Origin of the sequence: Micromonospora sp. NPDC092111 (assembly GCF_044755745.1) — a bacterium.
Lineage (GTDB): Bacteria > Actinomycetota > Actinomycetes > Mycobacteriales > Micromonosporaceae > Micromonospora.
Genome location: NZ_JBIVRQ010000013.1, coordinates 38,859 through 56,743, shown reverse-complemented (window position 1 = coordinate 56,743; position 17,885 = coordinate 38,859). Strand labels below are relative to the sequence as shown.

Sequence of the window (17,885 nt, the reverse complement as noted above, 5' to 3'; positions counted from 1 at the left end):
GTTCGGCCGCGGCGGACCCGCCGACCGATCCACCGACGAGTAACACCCACCAGCGGGGCGGCCAGCGACCTGCCCCGGTGACCGGGGCAGGTCGGCAGCATCGACGGCCCGCCGACATCACCACGGCAGCAGTTTCCAGCATTCGAGAAGGTGAGGCGAGGATGAGACGACCAGTTGCCCGGCGAGTCCAGGCGGCGCTGGCCACAGCGGCCGTCGGGGCCGCGATCTGTGCGGCCCTGCCGACGTACCAGGCGTCGGCAGCGGCCGGCAGCGCCACCGGCTACGCGACCCAGAACGGTGGGACCACCGGCGGTGCGGGTGGGCAGACCGTGCGGGCCAGCACGGGGACCGCGATCCACACGGCCCTGTGCGGCCGGGCCAGCAGCAGCACCCCGATCATCATCGAGGTCGAGGGCACCATCAACCACGGCAACACGGCCAAGGTCTCGGGCAGTAGCTGCAACACCGCCGCCGGCGTGATCGAACTCAAGCAGATCAGCAACGTCACCATCATCGGGGTCGGCGGCGGCGCCGTCTTCGACCAGTTGGGCATCCACATCCGGGAGTCCAGCAACATCATCATCCGGAACGTTACCGTCCGGAACGTCAAGAAGTCGGGCTCGCCCACGTCCAACGGTGGTGACGCCATCGGCATGGAGAGCACCGTCCGCAACATCTGGGTCGATCACACCACCCTGGTGGCCTCGGGCGGGGAGGCCGAGGGGTTCGACGGCCTCTTCGACATGAAGGACAACACCCAGTACGTCACCCTGTCGTACAGCATCCTGCGCAACTCCGGCCGGGGTGGCCTCATCGGGTCCAGTGAGAGCGACCGCTCGAACGGCTTCGTCACGTTCCACCACAACCTGTACGAGAACATCGACTCCCGTACGCCCCTGCTGCGTGGCGGCATCGCGCACATCTACAACAACTCCTACGTGAGCCTCAACGAGTCCGGTATCAACTCCCGGGCCGGGGCCAGGGCCAAGGTGGAGAACAACTACTTCAAGAACTCCAAGGACGTGCTGGGCACGTTCTACACCAGCGAGGCCGGCTACTGGCAGGTCAGCGGCAACACCTTCGACAACGTGACCTGGTCCAGCCCCGGCAGCGAGAACAACCCCGCCGGCCCCAACCCGCAGTCCAACACCACCGTCAGCATCCCGTACTCCTACAGCCTCGACGGGGCGAGCTGCGTGCCGGACATCGTCCGCCAGACGGCAGGCGCCAACACGGGCCTGCGGGAGTCGAACGGTAGCTGCTCGCCGCAGACCCCGGCACCGACCACCCCGACGCCGGGGCCGACCACTCCCACCCCCGGGCCGACCACCCCGACGCCGACGCCGACCAGCCCCGGCGGGACCAACCTCAGCATCGGGGCCGGCTCCGACGGCTCCAGCAAGGCCAGCGGGACGAGCTACGGCGACGTGCGGGACGGCAACCTGAGCACCTACTGGTCGCCGGCCGGTTCGACCGGTGACATCTCGATCAAGTGGGGTTCCGCCACCGGCGTTTCCTCGATCAACATCCGGGAGGCGGCGGGTTCCGCCGGCAGCATCGGGTCCTGGCAGGTCATCAACGGCGACACCGGCGCCGTCCTGACCTCCGGCAGCCGGGCGGGCGTCATCACCTTCCCCCGGACCGCGCTCAGCAAGATCACCTTCAGGATCGCCAGCGCGACCGGCACGCCGAAGGTCGCCGAGTTCGAGACCTACGCCCAGTAGCGGCCGGGTCGTCGCGGGCGGGTGTCTCCCCAGAGCTGTCGGGTCGGCCGCGACCCACCCGACATCGACGCCCTGACCACCGCCCGCCACTGCCGCCAGGAACGGGTGGGGGCCGTCAGCTCCGACGGCCTCCACATCCGTCGGCCGGCCTGCCGTCCGGGGCCCGCGTTCGGCTCGGCGGCGCGCGGGACGCTCAGAGCGCCACGATCGCCGCCGTCTCCGCCGGTAGCTCGATCCGGTCCCGCATCACCGTGACCCCCTCCCCCGTGGCCAGCAGCACCCGGCGGGCCACCCCGGGCAGGGTGATCCGTTGCGGCCGACCGGCGAGGTTGACCACCACCAGGCACTCACCTCGGCGCAGCACCAGGAACTGGTCGCCGTGGCGCACCTCCACCCGGTCCAGCCGCGGGTCGGACAGGTCCGGCCGGCTCTTGCGCAACGCGATCAGCCGCCGGTGGAACTCGTACATCTCGCGGTGTTCGGGCTTGTCCAGCTCGGCCCAGTCGAGCCGGGAACGCAGGAAGGTCTGCGGGTCCTGCGGGTCCGGCACGTCGCCGGGCGGCCAGCCGTGCGCGGCGAACTCCCGCCGCCGGCCGGTCGCCACGGCGGCGGCCAGCGCCGGCTCCGGGTGGCTGGTGAAGAACTGCCACGGCGTGCTGGCGGCCCACTCCTCCCCCATGAACAGCATCGGCGTGAACGGCGCGGTCATCAGCAGCGTCGCCCCCACCCGCAGCAGCGCCGGGGAGAGGCTGGCCGAGATCCGGTCACCGGTGGCCCGGTTGCCGATCTGGTCGTGGTTCTGCAGGTACGCCACGAACCGGTGCCCCGGCGTACGCTGCCGGTCCACCGGCCGGCCGTGACTGCGGTCGCGGAAACCGGACCAGGTGCCGGCGTGGAAGAACGCCCCGGTCAGCACGTCGGTCAGGCAGTCCAGCGAGCCGAAGTCGCCGTAGTAGCCCTGCCGCTCCCCGGTGAGCAGGGTGTGCAGGGCGTGGTGCGCGTCGTCGTTCCACTGGGCGTGCAGGCCGTGGCCGCCCGCCTCGCGTGGGGTGACCAGCGTCGGATCGTTGAGGTCGGACTCGGCGATCAGCGACAGGGGCCGGCCCAGGTGGGTGGCGAGGGCGTCCACCTCGACCGCCACCTGCTCCAGGAAGGGGGTGGCCCGGGAGTCGGGCATGGCGTGCACGGCGTCCAGCCGCAGGCCGTCGACGTGGTAGTCACGCAGCCACATCAGCACCGAGTCGATGATGTAGCGGCGTACCCCGTCGGAGTGCGGGCCGTCCAGGTTGACCGTGCGGCCCCAGGTGTTGCGCTGCTCGGTCAGGTACGGCGCGAACCTCGGCGCGTAGGCCCCGGAGGGCCCGAAATGGTTGTAGACGACGTCGAGGATCACCCCCAGCCCCTTGGCGTGGGCCGCGTCGACCAGGCGTTTGAGGCCGTCCGGCCCGCCGTAGGGCTGGTGCGGGGCATACCAGCAGACCCCGTCGTAGCCCCAGTTGTGCTCGCCGTTGAAGGCGTTGACCGGGAGCAGCTCGATCAGGTCGACGCCGAGGTCGACCAGGTGGTCGAGCCGGCCGATCACCGCGTCGAAGGTGCCCTCCGGGGTGAACGTGCCGACGTGCAGCTCGTAGAGGATGCTGCCCGGCAGTTGCCGGCCGGTCCAGCCCTGGTCGGTCCAGTCGAAGGCGGTGTGGTCGTAGCGCCGGCTCGGCCCGTGCACCCCGTCGGGCTGCCAGGCGGAGCGGGGGTCGGGCAGGGCCCGGTCGTCGTCGTCGAGGACGAACGCGTAGTCGGTGCCGGGGCCGGCGTCGGGGACCTCGACCCGCCACCAGCCGTCCGGGCCGGGGCGCATCTCCCGGTCGGCGACGCCGGTCAGGCGCAGCCGGACCCGGGCGACATCGGGTGCCCACACCGTGAACTCGGTCATCGGGCAGCCTCCACGGAGTCGGTGGGAGCCAGCAGTGCGACGGGGTAGGTGCTCAAGAGATCATGAATCGGCAGCTCAGACCCACTGTAGACCCGACCGGTGAACAGGTCCGTAACACTGTTGCCGGGAATCGACAGGGTGGTGCCGCGCCAGCCGCCGTCGCGGGCCAGCCGCACCGGCAGCCGGGTGGCCACCGCGACCGCGCCGCCCCGGTCGAAGGCGACCGCGTGCGCGCCGGCCGGCCCGTGCGCGGCCACCGGCCGGTAGCCGGTGAACAGCTCCGGGTGGTCGCGGCGCAGCCGCAGGGTGCGGGAGACCACCAGCAGCTTGGCCGCGCCGTCGGCGGCCACCTCGGGCCGCCAGCCGCCGTCGAGGCGGGCCAGCAGCTCCCGGCGTACGGCGAAGTCGACCGGGCGGCGGTTGTCCGGATCGACCAGGGAGTTGTCCCACAGTTCGGTGCCCTGGTAGGTGTCGGGCACCCCGGGCATGGCGAGCTGGACGAGCTTCTGCCCGAGCGAGTTGGACCAGCCGGCCGGGGTGATCGCGGCGGCGAACGCGGTGATCGAGGCGCGCAGCTCGGGGTCGTCGTACATCCGGTCGACCAGGGCGTGCAGGGCGTGCTCGAAGGCCGGGTCGGGGTCGGCCCAGCTCGTCGAACGGGACGCCTCCCGGGCGGCCTTCTCGACGTACCCGTGCAGCCGCTCCCGCTCGATCGGCCAGGCCCCCACGGTGGTCTGCCAGAGCAGGTGGGCGAAGGCCGGGTCGGCCAGCGGCGCGCGGGACATCCAGTCGGCGACCTGCCCGGCCCACCGGGCGGGCAGCTCGGCGAGCACGGCGAGCCGGGCCCGGACGTCCTCGCCGCGCTTGGTGTCGTGGGTGGCGAGGGTGGTCATGCCGGCCGGCCAACGGACCTGGCGGGCGGTGGCGAAGCGGTGGAACTCCGCCGGTGGCACGCCGAACTGGGCGGGTGAGCCGCCGACCTCGTTGAGCGCGACGAACCGGGTCCACCCGTAGTAGCCGGTGTCCTCCACCCCCTTGGCCATCACCGCGCCGGTGAGCTGCGGGAACCGCTGGGCCAGCTCGTGCTCCGGCTGGCGCAGCAGGGCGGTCACCGCGTCCAGGGTGGTGGTGAGGTCGGGCCGGCGGCGGCCCGCCTCCGCGCGGGCGGCGGCCAGGTGCCGGGCCCCCTGCGGCGGGTAGCCGCGGTAGACCGGGAAGCAGGCGGCCAGCTCGGCCAGGGCCGCCCGGGTGGCCGCCGGGTCCAGGTCGGGGGCGAGCGCGGCGAGCCGGTTCAGCTCGGCTGCGAGCAGCCGGGTGGCGGCCTCGTACCTGGTGGCGTGGGTGAGGTCCGGCCAGGAGGTGTGCCCGCCGGTCAGCCGGGCGTCCAGGGCGGTGAAGTCGCTCTCGGCGGCGGGGTCGACGAAGAGACCGCAGACCGCGGCCAGGGCCTCGTAGCCGGTGGTGCCCTGCACCGGCCAGTCCGGCAGCTCCTCGCCGTACGCCAGGATCTTCTCCACCACCAGCCAGGCGTGCGGGGCGGCGGCCCGCAACCGGGCCAGGTATGCGGCGGGGTCGCGCAGGCCGTCGGGGTGGTCGACCCGGATGCCGTCGACCTCCCCGGCGGCCACCCAGCGCAGGATCTCGGCGTGCGTGGCGGTGAAGACCGCCGGGTCCTCCACCCGCAGGCCGGCCAGGTCGGACACGGCGAAGAACCGGCGGTACGTCAGCTCGGCGTCGCCGCGCCGCCAGGAGACCAGCTCGTAGTGCTGCCGGTCGTGCACCTCGCGGGGGCTGCCGCCGGCGGTGCCGTCGGCGATCGGGAAGCGGTGCTCGTGGTAGCGCAGCTCCCCGTCGACCACCGTGAGGTCGTCCGGTGCGTCGGGGCTGTCGGCGAGCACCGGCAGCAGCAGCCGGCCCCGGTCCCAGTCGATGTCGAACCAGTCGGCGTGGGCCGAGTCGCGGCCCCGGCGCAGCACGTCCCACCAGGCGGGGTTGACGGCCGGCTGGGCCACGCCGGCGTGGTTGGGCACGATGTCGACGACCAGGCCGAGCCCGGCCGCGCGCAGCGCCCGGACGAGTCGCTGCCGGCCGGCCTCGCCGCCCAGCTCCGGGTTGACCGCGCGATGGTCGACCACGTCGTAGCCGTGTGCCGAGCCGGGGGCGGCGGTGAGCAGGGGCGCGCTGTAGAGGTGGCTGACGCCGAGGTCGGTGAGCCAGTCGGCCAGGTCGGCGGTGCGGTCCAGGTCGAAGCCGGGGCGGACCTGGACGCGGTAGGTCGACCCGACCCGCGTCGTCGGTGCCGCCGTCGAGTCGGGCCGGGGGGTGTCGGGCATGTCAGACCGTCCTCTCCAGGACCACCAGGGAGCGGTCGGGCACGCAGACGGCGCCGCCCGCCTCGACCGTGGTCGTCTTCTCCGGATCGGGCTCCGCCGTGCTGATCACCAGGTCCCACCGCTGGCCGAACTCCACCCCGGGGAGGGTGAAGTCCAGCGGCGCGTCGTGGGCGTTGAAGCAGAGCAGGAAGGAGGTGTCCCGGTGGCGCTGGCCGTACTGGCCGCGCTCGGGGATGCCGTCGCCGTTGACGAAGAGGGCCACCGCGCGGCCGAAGTCGTTGCCCCAGTCCTCGCCGGTCATCTCCCGGCCGTCCGGGGTGTACCAGGCCAGGTCGGGCAGGCCGGAGCCGGCCGCGCGCCCGCCGACGGGCAGGCCGGTGAAGAACCGTCGGCGGCGGAAGACCTGGTGCCGGTTGCGGAAGTCGGTGAGCCGGCGGACGAACGCCAGCAGGTCGGCGTCGGCCCGCTCCCAGTCGATCCAGGCCAGCTCGTTGTCCTGGCAGTAGGCGTTGTTGTTGCCGTGCTGGGTGCGGCCCAGTTCGTCGCCGTGGCCGATCATCGGCACGCCCTGGGAGAGCATCAGGGTGGCCAGGAAGTTGCGGCGCTGGCGGGCCCGCAGGGCGCGGACGCCGGGGTCGTCGGTCTCCCCCTCCACGCCGCAGTTCCAGGACCGGTTGTGGCCCTCGCCGTCCCGGTTGGACTCGCCGTTGGCCTCGTTGTGCTTGTCGTGGTACGACACCAGGTCGTTGAGGGTGAACCCGTCGTGGCAGGTGACGAAGTTGATGCTGTGGAACGGGCGGCGACCGTCGTCCTGGTAGAGGTCGGCCGACCCGGAGATGCGGGAGGCGAACTCGGCCAGGGTGGCCGGTTCGCCGCGCCAGAAGTCGCGCACCGTGTCACGGTACTTGCCGTTCCACTCCGTCCACAGGGGTGGGAAGTTGCCGACCTGGTAGCCGCCGGGGCCGACGTCCCACGGCTCGGCGATCAGCTTGACCTGGCTGACCACCGGATCCTGCTGCACCACCTCGAAGAAGGTGGAGAGCCGGTCGACCTCGTAGAACTCCCGGGCCAGGGTGGCCGCGAGGTCGAAGCGGAAGCCGTCGACGTGCATCTCGGTCACCCAGTACCGCAGCGAGTCCATGATGAGCTGGAGCGAGTGCGGGCTGCGCACGTTGAGGCTGTTGCCGGTGCCGGTGTAGTCGACGAAGTGCCGGCGGTCGGACTCGGACAGCCGGTAGTAGCTGGGCGCGTCGACGCCCTTGAAGCTCAACGTCGGGCCGAGGTGGTTGCCCTCGGCGGTGTGGTTGTAGACCACGTCGAGGATGACCTCGATGCCGGCGGCGTGCAGCGCCCTGACCATGCCCCGGAACTCCTGCACCTGCTGGCCGAGGCGGCCGAGCGCGGAGTAGCCGTGGTGCGGGGCGAAGAAGCCGATGGTGTTGTAGCCCCAGTAGTTGCGCAGGCCGAGGTCGGCCAGCCGGTGGTCGTGCACGAACTCGTGCACCGGCATCAGCTCGACCGCGGTGACGCCGAGCTGCCGGAAGTAGTCGATCATCACCGGGGAGGCGATCGCCGCGTAGGTGCCGCGCAGCTCCTCGGGGATGTCCGGGTGGCGCATGGTCAGCCCGCGCACGTGGGTCTCGTAGATCACCGAGTGGTGGTACGGGGTGCGCGGCGGCTTGTCGTTGCCCCAGTCGAAGTACGGGTTCACCACCACCGACTTGGGCATGAACGGGGCCGAGTCGGTCTCCGACATCCGGTCCGGGTCGCCGCCCCACTCGTAGTCGTAGACCGCCGGGTCCCAGGTGACCTCCCCGTCGACCGCCTTGGCGTACGGGTCGAGCAGCAGCTTGTGCGGGTTGCAGCGCAGGCCGTTGGCCGGGTCGTACGGGCCGTGCACCCGGTAGCCGTACCGCTGGCCCGGCTCGATCCCGGGGAGGTACGCGTGCCAGACGTACGCGTCGACCTCACGCAGCTCGATCCGGCGCTCGGCGCCGGTGTCCCACTCGTCGAAGAGGCAGAGCTCGATCCTCTCGGCGACCTCGGAGAAGATCGCGAAGTTGGTGCCCATCCCGTCGTAGGTGGCGCCCAGGGGATAGCGCTCACCCGGCCAGACCTGCATGTCGCTCCTTCGGCCCATGATCGTGAGCGACCGGCCGGGTCGGGGACCGCCGGGCGCACGGCGTCAATGCCCCGCCGCCGGCCCGGCCAACCCACCCGTTCGGACCGCGTCCGATATCCGCCCGACCGAGCCGCGACGGACTCCCGGGTGTCGTCCGTCACGATAGGCCGTTTCGAGATGCGCCGGGCCGCGTGATGCCCTTTCCTTGATACGGACGCACCCGCGCGGGCGCGCCCCACTCGGGCCCCCCGGCCACCCCACCCCCTCTTTCCGCCGCCACCGTTGCCGGCGCGACCTCGCGTGCATGGACGGAGATTGATGTGACCACCCTGCGGGCCAGCGACCAGCTCGCTACCGCTGCGGACCGGACCTGCCGGCCCGCCCCCACCTTCCGGCCCCAGATCCCCCAGCAGGGCGGCGGCTCCGGCGTGCCCCCGCGCACCCGACGCATCCTGATGCTCTCCTGGGAGTACCCGCCGGTGCTGGTGGGCGGCCTCGGCCGGCACGTGCACGCGCTGTCGACGGCCCTGGCCGCCGCCGGGCACGAGGTCACCGTGGTCACAAGGCACACCGAGGGCGCGCCGCTGGAGGAGTACGCCGACGGCGTCCGGGTGGTCCGGGCCGCCGAGGACCCGGTGACCTTCCCGCTGGCCACCGACTCCCTGCTGGCCTGGACGATGGCGTTCAACCACACCCTCACCCGGGCCGCCCTGCGGGCAACCGAGTCCGGCTCCTACGACGTGATCCACGCCCACGACTGGCTGGTCGCGCACACCGCGATGACGCTGCGCGAGCACCTGGACCTGCCGCTGGTCAGCACCATCCACGCCACCGAGGCCGGCCGGCACCAGGGCTGGCTGCCCGAGGAGATGAACCGCACCATCCACGGCGTCGAGCAGTGGCTGGCCACCGAGTCCGGTCGGGTGATCGTCTGCTCCGGGTACATGCGCGACGAGGTGGGCGCGCTGTTCGGGGTGCCGGCCGGCCGGGTCGACGTGGTCCCCAACGGGGTGGAGCCGCACCGCTGGAAGGTGCCGACGTCGGCGGTCGCCGCGGCCCGGGCCCGGTTCGCCGGGGACGGACCGCTGGTCACCTTCGCCGGCCGGCTGGTCTACGAGAAGGGCGTGCAGCACCTGCTCGCCGGGCTGCCCCGGCTGCGCGAGCGGCACCCCGGACTGCGCGCGGTGATCGTCGGCGACGGGCCGTACCGGGCGGCGTTGGAGGCCGAGGTGCACCGGCTCGGGCTCGACGGCACGGTGGCCATGCCCGGTTTCCTCGGCGGCACCGACCTGCCGGCCGTGATGGCCGCCTCGGACTGCTTCGCGGTGCCCAGCATCTACGAGCCGTTCGGCATGGTCGCCCTGGAGGGGGCGGCGGCCGGAGCGCCGCTCGCCGTGGCCCGCACCGGCGGGCTGGCCGAGATCGTCGAGCCGGGCGTCACCGGCGAGAGCTTCGCCCCGCAGGACCCCGCCGGGCTGACCGAGGCGGTCGACGCGCTGCTGTCGGACCGGGAGCGGGCCCGGGCGCTCGCCCGCCGGGCCCGGATCATGGTGCACGAGCGGTACGGCTGGGCGGCCATCGCCCAGCGGACCGCGACGGCGTACGCCTCGGCGATCGCCGGGGACGGGGCGTTCACCGCGCACCGCGCCGAGCAGCGGATGGCCACCGGCCGGGTCACCGCCCCGATCCCGGCGGGCAACCTGCTGGCCGCCGCCGGCCTGCGCTGAGCCACCTCCGGCCCGGCCGGGCTGGGTGATCGACTTTTTGTCGGCGAGGTTGCGGTATCGGGGACACCGGGACACCGCCATCTCGCCGGCAAGGAGTCGATCATGCCGGCGGAAGACGGCAGGAGAACGACGAAGGCCGCCGACCCCGTCGGGTCGGCGGCCTTCGCGCGGGTGGCGGACCGGAGGGTCAGCGCTCCGAGATCGCGGTGAAGTCGCGCTCGGGGGCACCGGTGTAGATCTGCCGCGGCCGGCCGATCTTCGTCTCCGGGTCGTTGATCATCTCGCGCCACTGGGCGATCCAGCCGGGCAGCCGGCCCAGCGCGAACAGCACCGTGAACATCTTCGTCGGGAAGCCCATGGCCTTGTAGATCAGGCCGGTGTAGAAGTCCACGTTCGGGTAGAGCCGGCGGGAGACGAAGAAGTCGTCGGCGAGGGCGATCTCCTCCAGCTCCATCGCGATGTCGAGCAGCGGGTCCGGCTTGGCCATCCGGCCGAGCACGTCCTGGGCGGCCTTCTTCACGATTGCGGCGCGCGGGTCGTAGTTCTTGTAGACCCGGTGCCCGAAGCCCATCAGCTTCACGCCGTCCTGCTTGTCCTTGACCTTCCGGACGAAGGAACGGACGTCACCGCCGTCGGCGTCGATCTTCTCCAGCATCTCCAGTACGGCCTGGTTGGCACCGCCGTGCAGCGGCCCGAACAGGGCGTTCACCCCGGCGGAGACCGAGGCGAAGAGGTTGGCGTTGCTGGAGCCGACCAGCCGGACGGTGGAGGTGGAGCAGTTCTGCTCGTGGTCGGCGTGCAGGATGAACAGCATGTCCAGCACCCGGGCCACCACCGGGTCGACCTCGTACGGCTCGGCGGGCACGCCGAAGGTCATCCGCAGGAAGTTGTCCACGTAGCCGAGCGAGTTGTCCGGGTACAGCAGCGGCTGCCCGATGGACTTCTTGTAGGCGTACGAGGCGATGGTGGGGACCTTCGCCATCAGCCGGACCGTGGACATCTCCACGTGCGCGGAGTCGAACGGGTCCAGGCTGTCCTGGTAGAAGGTGGAGATGGCGCTGACCGCCGAGGACAGCACCGCCATCGGGTGGGCGTCACGGGGGAACCCGTCGAAGAAGCGGCGCATCTCCTCGTGCAGCAGGGAGTGCCGCCGGATCCGCTCGCTGAACTCGGTGAGCTGCTGCTGGGTCGGCAGCTCACCGTAGATGAGCAGGTAGGTGACCTCCAGGAAGGAGGACTTCTCGGCCAACTGCTCGATCGGGTAGCCGCGGTACCGCAGGATGCCCGCGTCACCGTCGATGTAGGTGATCGCGGAAGAGCAGGACGCGGTGTTGACGAAACCGGGGTCGTAGGTGGTCATCCCGGTTTCCTTCAGCAACTTGCTGACCCCGATGCCCGCGGGGCCGTCGACCGCGCCCTGCACCGGCATAGAAAGCTGCCCACCGGGGTGGTCGAGCTTGACTTCCGTCATGTGGTTCCTCGCTTCGCCGGCGAATCTTCGTTGAATTGCCTTCGCTTTTACCGTAATCGCGGTCGCGGGGATACCGCCCGCCGTGGTTCGGCGGTGAGGTATGCGTCACCCGATTCCCGACCCGGCAGCGGGGAAACCCCGTCCGGCGAGGGCGACCCCGGCGATGACGGACGCCGGGGACGAAGGCTCAGGAGAGCGTCAGACGGCGCAGCGAGCCGTCGGCGCCCACCCGGTACACGTCGAGCCGGTTCCCGCCGGCCCGGAACAGGTGGTCGTCGGGGAGGAAGGCGGCGAAGCGGCGGCCCCCCTTGTCCTCCGGCACCACCGGGACGACCGCGCCGACCCGGCCGTTGACCGCGACCGCGAGCAGCGTGCCGTCGAGCACCTGCCGGGGCACCGTGCCCCAGACCAGGGCGGGCAGCTCCCCGGCGGCGGGATCGACGTCACCGAACGCGGCGAGGTTCGCCACCGTGGCCGGGCCGCCGGCCGGTTTCTCCCCGACCGTCGTGCCGACCAGCGGATGGGGCGCCGGCGGGGCGGGCCGGGCCGGCACCCCACCCGGGAAGGCGACCCGCTGACCGGGCCGGTCGTAGAAGTACTTCTCGGTACGCCCGCGCGGGGCCTGCTTCGCCGACCGGCCGTCCAGCCGCCACGGGATCCGCACGTGCACCTCGTCGGCGATGGTCGGGAGCAGGTCGACGTGTTCCCAGTTGCGGTCGTCGACCCGGCCGGTCCGCTGGCCGGGCTCCTTGACGAACATCGGCACCCAGGCCACCTCGCCGGCGGCGTGGTCGATCGCGTCCATCCCCCGGCCCTGCCAGTCCCGGGTGAAGCTGACCCCGTGGTCGGCGGTGAGCAGCACCAGCGACTTGTCGTAGAGGCCGCTGGCGCGCAGCGTACGCAGCGTCTCACCGACGAGCCGGTCGGTGTACTCAAGCTGGGCCAGGTGCCGGGCCCGGGCCAGGTCGACCCAGCCGGCACCGTCGTTGGGCAGGTCCTCCGGGGCGTCGTAGCGCGCCCCGGACGGCAGGTACGCCCACGGCGGGTGCGGCATGAGCAGGTGCAGGAAGTGCAGGGTGGGGCGGTTCGCGGGACGCAGCCCGGCCAGGAAGCTGGTGAACCGGGCGGGCTGGTTGTCGTCCAGGCTGTCCCAGCGGAACTTCGGGTCGGCCGGGGCCGGCTCGGCGGCGTCCAGGCCGGCCTCGGCGGCGGTCCGCTCCCGGTAGGACTCCTCCGGGTCGACCCGGCTGTCCACCGGCGCGGCGATCCGGCCGAGCAGCTTGCCGCTCTCCCGTACCAGCACGCCGAGCCCCTGCGGCGGAGTGGCCGGCTGGTCGCAGCGGCTGGGCGGGCAGAGCCGGGTGATGCTCTCCTCGGCGCGGACGTCGTACAGGCCGCCGAGGGCGGTGAAGAGGTTGTCCGGGTACTGGGAGTAGTGCGGCGCGACGGGTTCGGCCGGGTAGCGGCCGGTCAGCATCGCCGGCAGCGCGTACGGGGTCCAGCCGCTGACCCCGGTGGCGTTGCGGTACCAGGTCGAGCCGGCGGCCAGCTCGGCGAAGTGCGGATAGCGGGCCGCGTCGATCCGCCCGTCCGGACCGAGCAGCGAGACCAGCGGCAGCTCGTCGAGGACGATCATCACGACCGGCGGATGCTCCCCCGGCCCGGCCACCCCGGCGGCCCCGCCGTGCGCACCCGGCAGCACCACGGCGGAGGCGGGTGAGGCGAACAGGAACAGCACGACGAAGACGCCGGGTCCGAGCGCGGCCACCCGCAGCACCCGGCCGGTGACCCGCCAGCGCCGGCGCGCCGCCGCCCCGGCCGCGCCGGCCACGATCGCGGCCACCAGCAGGGGTACGCCCCGCAGCGGCGTGGTGTGCCGGCCGACCTGCACGGCCAGCGCGGCCAGCAGCAGCCCGACGACGGCGAGGTGGGTGCCGGCCCGGAACCGGGCACCGGCCAGCCGGCTCGCCACCCCGCACAGCACCACCACGAGACCGGGCGCCAGCGCGATCAGCGCGACCAGGACGAGGATGTCACCGGTGGTGGCCCGGTGGAACAGGAAGAAGTCGGGGCTGCGCCCGAGGACGTCGAGCAACGGCTGGGTGACCACCAGCCCGACCAGGGCCACTGCCTCCAGTGCCCGGCGCAGCTCGGTCCGCCGGCCGGACGGGGTGACCTCGCCGGCCGACGCGGGGGCCGGGCCGGACGGCGGCCGGAGGCCGGGTGGGGCGGTGAGCGTCTGGTCAGCCACCCACCACCGCCTGGTAGAGCGTGCGGGTCCCGGACGGCAGGTCCCGTTGCCGCTCCACCCGGCACCGCGCCGCCAGCAGCCGCTCGAACTCGTCGCGCCGGTAGTCGGGGAAGATCCCGGCCGGCTTGTTCGCCAGCAGCCGCCGCGCCATCGCGTCCTCGGGGTGGACGAACTCCACCACCAGCCGGCCACCGGGCCGGGCGTAGGCGACGAGCTGGTCCACCACCTCGGGCAGCGGCACGTTGCGGCCGATCGCCAGGTGGTGCACCACGGCGAGGGCGAGCACCACGTCGGCCTGCGCGCGGGCGGCGAAGCCAGCCCGCTCGACGCCCCGCCAGCCGCCGCCGGGCGACGGGTCGGCGAGGTCCATCACCAGCGGCAGGATCCGCCGGTCGCCTTCGGCGCGCAGCGTCCGGTAGAGGGTGTCGACCACGGCCGGGTCCTGCTCGACGGCGACCACCGCGGCGGCGTGCCGGGCGGCGATGCGGGCGTACCGGCCGTCGTTGGCGCCGAGGTCGAGCACGAGCCGCGCGGAGCCGCAGGCGGCCACCGCCTCGGCGACGAAGCTCTCCTTGCCGGCCCGGTCCGCGGCGGTGTAGCCGCAGGTGCGCTGGTAGTCGAGCCAGTGGCCGCCGTCGACCCGCCGGTCCAGCCGGCGGACCAGCCTCTCCAGCCGCCGTACGGTGGCCAGCGCCAGCCGCCGGGAGTAGCCGGCGTCGCGGAGCTGGGCGGCGACGGCGCTGCTGCTGGCCTCGGCGTGGCGCGCCTGCATCGCCCCGTGCAGGTGCACGTGCGTCGGTACGCCGGGCAGCAGCCGCCGGACGCCACGGAACAGCGGGCGTAGCTGGTCCGCTTCGATGCCGTCGACCCGGGCCCGCAGCCAGGGCTGGAAGTCCAGGCCGAGGTGGGCCTGCAGCAGCAGCGGGTAGAGCAGGGTCTGACAGAACTGCCGGTAGCCGGCCCAGGGCTCGCCCTCGCCGCACGGCGCGAACGAGCCGATGTCGATGAAGACCGGCGTCGCGCCCCGCCACTGGAGGTTGTACGCCGACCCGTCCCTGGTGGTGAAGCCGGCTTCCAGGGCCCGGCGCAGGATCTCCAGGTGCAGCAGGGCGGCGTCGCGCAGCATGCCGAACGACCACTCGTACGGGTGGGAGACGAAGGGGAGGCGGTCGTGCCGCAGCACGGTCGTCCACCCGGTGTCGGGCAGCGTCGCCGGGTCGACCGGTTCGGTGCCGCAGAGCTTCCCCTCGGCGAGCAGCGCGGCGAAGAGGTCGCTGGCGGCGAGGGCCTGCCAGTCGGCGGTGGCCTGCGGCCCGAGGCCACGCAACACCTGGTCGCCGAGGTGGAAGACCCGGCTGGCGGGGTCACGGAAGGAGCCGGGCTCCACCCGGATCCGAAGGTCGGCGGTGGTCATCCGTGGGCGCCGGCCGTCAGGTGTCGGTGGGCTGTCGCCGCGGGCGGGCAGCCGGGGCGGTCGCGGGAGGTTCGGTGGGCTGCCGGTGGGTGGGGGCGGACTCGGCCGCACCGGTGGGCTGCCGGCGGAGCCGGGCGGCCAGCCGCCGCCAGTAGAGCTTGGCGGCGACCGCCGCGCCTGCCGCCCCGCCGACCATCGCCTGCACGATCAGGCTGCCGGACCCCGCGTCCAGGTAGGCCAGGTGCGTCACCGGCCGCTCCCTTCCCTCGCCGTCATGGATCCGGCAGCACAGGTAAGCACCAATGCGTCATTTGACGTTTAATGCCGGATTGCTCCCTGACACCGTACGTCGTCCGGAGCGACCGCGCGGCGACATGAACCACCCCGCTCCCGTCCGTTCCGTTCAAGACCCCACGGCGGGCACCCGGCTAGCGTGGCCCCATGACGCCTCGCTTCGATCTCGTCGGCACGGTGGTCGCCGACATGGCCCGCAGCCTCGACTTCTACCGCCGGCTCGGCCTGGACATCCCCGCCGACGCCGATCGCGAGGTGCACGTCGAGGTCACCCTGCCCGGTGGGATCCGGCTCGCCTGGGACGACGTGTCGGTGGTGCGCGGCTTCCACCCCGGGTGGACGCCGCCGAGCGGCAGCCCCCGGACCAGCCTGGCGTTCCGGTGCGCCGACCCCGCCGAGGTGGACCGGTACTGGACCGCCCTGACCGACGCCGGCTACCACGGCGAACTGCCGCCCTGGGACGCCGTCTGGGGCCAGCGGTACGCGGTCCTGCACGACCCCGACGGCAACGGCGTCGACCTGTACGCCCCGCTGCCCCCGAGCTGACCCGGATTCGTCCACGTCATCAGCTCCGAAGGGACCGGCACGGGCACCATCGGGCCGGGCCGTACGCCCGGAAGGCTCGCGTGCCGACCCGCGTCGGGCACCCGGAGGTGGTCAGCGGGCGAGCAGGACGGTCGGCGGAACACCCGCCAGGTCGCGGACGTCCCGGGTGAGGTGCGCCTGGTCGGCGTAGCCGGCCCGGACGGCCACCTCGGCCAGCCCGACGCCGCCGTGGGCCAGCGCGAGCGCCCGGCGCAGCCGCAGGATCCGGGCGAGGGTCTTCGGGCCGTACCCGAAGAGGGCCTGGCTGCGCCGGTGCAGGGCGCGCGGGCCGAGGCCGACCTCGGCGGCGGTCGCGGTGATCGTGGCCCCGGCGGCGAGCAGGGCGGCGACCCGGACGGCGAGCGGATCGGGGCCGCCCCCGGCGGCCAGCCGGTCGGCGGCCACCGCCGCCAGGGCGGTGGCGGTGGGCGACGGGCCGAGCCGCTCGGCGAGCGTGGCCGCGGCGCGGCCCCAGAGCGCGTCGAGCGGCACCCGCCGGTCGCGCAGTTCGTCGGCGGGGACACCGAAGACGGCGGGCCCGACGCCGGGCGGCAGCCGGACCCCGCGCCACCGCTCCCCCGCAGCCGAGCGGCTCAGGTGCGCCCTGCGGTCCGGCCCGGCCACCAGCAGCCCGGCCCGGCTGGACCAGAGCAGGTCCAGGCAGCCGTCGGGCAGCACCCGGGTCGGCGGGGCGTCCGGCCCGGCCTCGCTGGCCCAGAGCACCGCACCGGTGATCACTGCGGCTGGTCGTTCCCGATACACCACCCCACCCTGCCACGCCGCCGGTGCCGGGCCGGTCAGCCGCGGCCCGGTCAGCTCCGGCGATGGTGCATCGCGAACCGGAGCAGCAGGAACCGCAGCGCCGTCGCGGCCAGGTTGGCCGCCACCAGGACGACCAGCTCGACCGGCCGGGACGGGGTGCCCGCCGCGTGCAGGGCGGCCAGCGACCCGCTGGTCAACGCCAGCCCGAGGCCGAAGGCGAGCAGCCCCTGCAGGTGGTGCCGGCCGGCGTCGCGGCGGCCGGTGATGCCGAACGTGAGCCGCCGGTTCGCGGCGGTGTTCCCGACCGCCGTCACCAGCAGCGCCAGCAGGTTCGCCGGCTGCGCGCCGAGCACCCCCCGGGACGCCACGAAGAGCAGCAGGTACGCCACCGTGCTGGCCACCCCGACCAGGGCGAACCGGGCGAGCTGGCCGGGCAGCCCGACCGGCACCTGCGCCGGCGGGACGGCCAGCGGTGCCCGGCCCCACTGCTCCCGCAGCGTCGCCAGCGGCAGCGCCCCGGTGAGCAGCGCCCGCCCCAGCCGGCCGATGCCCCGCAGGTCGGCCAGCGCGGTGGCCACGACGTCCACCCGACTGTCCGGGTCGTCCACCCAGTCCACCGGCACCTCGTGGATGCGCAGCCCGGCACGCTGGGCGAGCACCAGCAGCTCGGTGTCGAAGAACCAGCCGGTGTCCTGCACCAGCGGCAGCAACTCCCGGGCCACGTCGGCGCGGATCGCCTTGAAGCCGCACTGCGCGTCGGAGAACCGGGCCGCGAGGGTGCCCCGCAGCAGCAGGTTGTACGCCCGGGAGATCACCTCCCGCTTGGCGCCCCGCACCACCCGGGAGGTGCGCGCCAGCCGGGTCCCGATGGCCAGGTCGGAGTGGCCGGAGATGAGGGGGGCGACCAGCGGCAGCAGCGCCGCCAGGTCGGTGGACAGGTCCACGTCCATGTACGCCAGCACCGGGGCGTCCGAGGCCGACCAGGCGGCTTGCAGCGCCCGCCCCCGGCCCTTGGCGTCCAGGTGTCGCACCTCGACGTGCGGCAGCTCCACGGCGAGCGCCTCGGCCACGGCGAGGGTGCCGTCGACGCTGGCGTTGTCCGCCACGGTGATCCGGAACGGGTACGGGACGTGGGCGCTGAGGTGGGCGTGCAGCCGCCGGACGCAGGGGCCGAGGTCGGCCTCCTCGTTGTAGACCGGCACCACCACGTCCAGCACGGCGGTCGGCGCGCCGGCCCGGGTCTCGACCGCCGGCCGGGGGCTGGTGTACGTCATG

12 protein-coding genes are annotated in these 17,885 nt (G+C 73.5%); 3 read left to right on the top strand and 9 right to left on the bottom strand.

Annotation, left to right across the window (positions count from 1 at the left end; all coding sequences use genetic code 11):
• Positions 1-161: 161 nt before the first annotated feature.
• Entirely contained in the window at positions 162-1,724 is a 1,563-nt protein-coding gene (locus ACIQG9_RS22920) for a polysaccharide lyase family 1 protein (protein ID WP_400405790.1), read from the top strand.
• Between the two features lie 193 nt (positions 1,725-1,917).
• On the opposite strand, the gene treZ is transcribed toward ACIQG9_RS22920, so the two are convergent.
• Genes treZ through glgX form a run of 3 tightly spaced genes read right to left on the bottom strand, consistent with a single transcriptional unit; the run spans position 1,918 to position 8,106 of the window.
• Complete coding sequence (gene treZ / locus ACIQG9_RS22915; RefSeq protein ID WP_400405788.1) at positions 1,918-3,651, bottom strand: malto-oligosyltrehalose trehalohydrolase; 1,734 nt, start codon at positions 3,649-3,651, stop codon at positions 1,918-1,920.
• The gene (gene treY / locus ACIQG9_RS22910; RefSeq protein ID WP_400405786.1) at positions 3,648-5,984 is read right to left on the bottom strand and encodes a malto-oligosyltrehalose synthase; all 2,337 of its coding nucleotides are present in this window, start codon (positions 5,982-5,984) and stop codon (positions 3,648-3,650) included. The genes treZ and treY overlap by 4 nt, the downstream gene beginning before the upstream one ends.
• A gap of 1 nt (position 5,985) precedes the next feature.
• Positions 5,986-8,106, bottom strand: coding sequence for a glycogen debranching protein GlgX (gene glgX, locus ACIQG9_RS22905; protein ID WP_400405784.1), 2,121 nt, complete (start codon positions 8,104-8,106; stop codon positions 5,986-5,988).
• A gap of 320 nt (positions 8,107-8,426) precedes the next feature.
• Here glgX and ACIQG9_RS22900 point away from each other — a divergent pair, with 320 nt between their 5' ends.
• Positions 8,427-9,833, top strand: coding sequence for a glycosyltransferase family 4 protein (locus ACIQG9_RS22900; protein ID WP_400405782.1), 1,407 nt, complete (start codon positions 8,427-8,429; stop codon positions 9,831-9,833).
• Between the two features lie 187 nt (positions 9,834-10,020).
• Here ACIQG9_RS22900 and ACIQG9_RS22895 read toward each other — a convergent pair whose 3' ends face one another.
• The 4 genes from ACIQG9_RS22895 to ACIQG9_RS22880 form a co-directional block, all read right to left on the bottom strand.
• Positions 10,021-11,304, bottom strand: coding sequence for a citrate synthase (locus ACIQG9_RS22895; protein ID WP_400405780.1), 1,284 nt, complete (start codon positions 11,302-11,304; stop codon positions 10,021-10,023).
• Positions 11,305-11,491: 187 nt separating this feature from the next.
• Positions 11,492-13,555 carry a sulfatase-like hydrolase/transferase gene (locus tag ACIQG9_RS22890; protein ID WP_400405778.1) on the bottom strand — a complete coding sequence of 688 codons (2,064 nt, stop codon included), beginning with the start codon at positions 13,553-13,555 and terminating at the stop codon, positions 11,492-11,494.
• Entirely contained in the window at positions 13,548-14,969 is a 1,422-nt protein-coding gene (locus tag ACIQG9_RS22885) for a methyltransferase (protein ID WP_400405775.1), read from the bottom strand. Before ACIQG9_RS22885 ends, ACIQG9_RS22890 begins: the two co-directional genes overlap by 8 nt.
• 16 nt (positions 14,970-14,985) lie before the next feature.
• Complete coding sequence (locus tag ACIQG9_RS22880) at positions 14,986-15,219, bottom strand: hypothetical protein (protein WP_400406059.1); 234 nt, start codon at positions 15,217-15,219, stop codon at positions 14,986-14,988.
• 191 nt (positions 15,220-15,410) lie between these two features.
• Between ACIQG9_RS22880 and ACIQG9_RS22875 the strand changes: the two genes are divergently transcribed.
• Positions 15,411-15,809 carry a VOC family protein gene (locus ACIQG9_RS22875; protein ID WP_400405772.1) on the top strand — a complete coding sequence of 133 codons (399 nt, stop codon included), beginning with the start codon at positions 15,411-15,413 and terminating at the stop codon, positions 15,807-15,809.
• A 111-nt stretch (positions 15,810-15,920) separates the two neighbouring features.
• On the opposite strand, the gene ACIQG9_RS22870 is transcribed toward ACIQG9_RS22875, so the two are convergent.
• Entirely contained in the window at positions 15,921-16,610 is a 690-nt protein-coding gene (locus tag ACIQG9_RS22870) for a helix-turn-helix domain-containing protein (RefSeq protein ID WP_400405770.1), read from the bottom strand.
• A 50-nt stretch (positions 16,611-16,660) separates the two neighbouring features.
• On the bottom strand, positions 16,661-17,884 hold the full coding sequence (locus tag ACIQG9_RS22865) for a glycosyltransferase (protein WP_400405768.1): 1,224 nt from the start codon (positions 17,882-17,884) through the stop codon (positions 16,661-16,663).
• Position 17,885 lies beyond the last annotated feature (1 nt).